Origin of the sequence: Roseivivax isoporae LMG 25204, assembly GCF_000521865.1 — a bacterium.
In the GTDB taxonomy this organism is placed as follows: domain Bacteria; phylum Pseudomonadota; class Alphaproteobacteria; order Rhodobacterales; family Rhodobacteraceae; genus Roseivivax; species Roseivivax isoporae.
This window is the reverse complement of record NZ_JAME01000167.1, coordinates 1-443: the sequence shown is the minus strand read 5'-3', so window position 1 is coordinate 443 and position 443 is coordinate 1. Positions and strand designations below refer to the sequence as shown.

Here is a 443-nt window from a genome sequence, read left to right as displayed (position 1 = left end):
CGCGCCCGAGGAGGACCCCGCATGAGCATCGACTTCTCCAAGGTGATCTCGGCCGAGGACAAGGCGGCCGCCGCGCAGCGCGCCTTCGACGACCGCGCGAACGCCGAGCGCGACCGGCGCCTGGCCCTCGGCACCGTGGTCAGCGTGACGGGCTACGGCGACATCCCGCTGCAGGGCCGCCCGGCCGACCGGATCAACCTCCTGGCGCTGAAGGACACCGCGCGGGACATGCACGCCGCCGGCGTGACCGACCCCGTCCTGCCGTTCCGTGACGGCGCCAACGCCGACCACATGCTGACGCCGCAGCAGATGATCGAGCTCGCCGACCGCGGCAAGGTCGCGGCCTCGGCGATCTACGCCGCGACCTGGGCGATCAAGGCCCTCGACCCGCGCCCCGACGACAACACCGACGACGCCCTCTGGCCCTGAGCCGGGCAGGGGCC

General features: G+C 73.8%; 1 protein-coding gene. It reads left to right on the top strand.

Annotated elements, in window-relative coordinates; genetic code table 11:
* Positions 1–21: 21 nt before the first annotated feature.
* Positions 22–429 carry a DUF4376 domain-containing protein gene (locus tag RISW2_RS23190; RefSeq protein ID WP_051492405.1) on the top strand — a complete coding sequence of 136 codons (408 nt, stop codon included), beginning with the start codon at positions 22–24 and terminating at the stop codon, positions 427–429.
* Positions 430–443 lie beyond the last annotated feature (14 nt).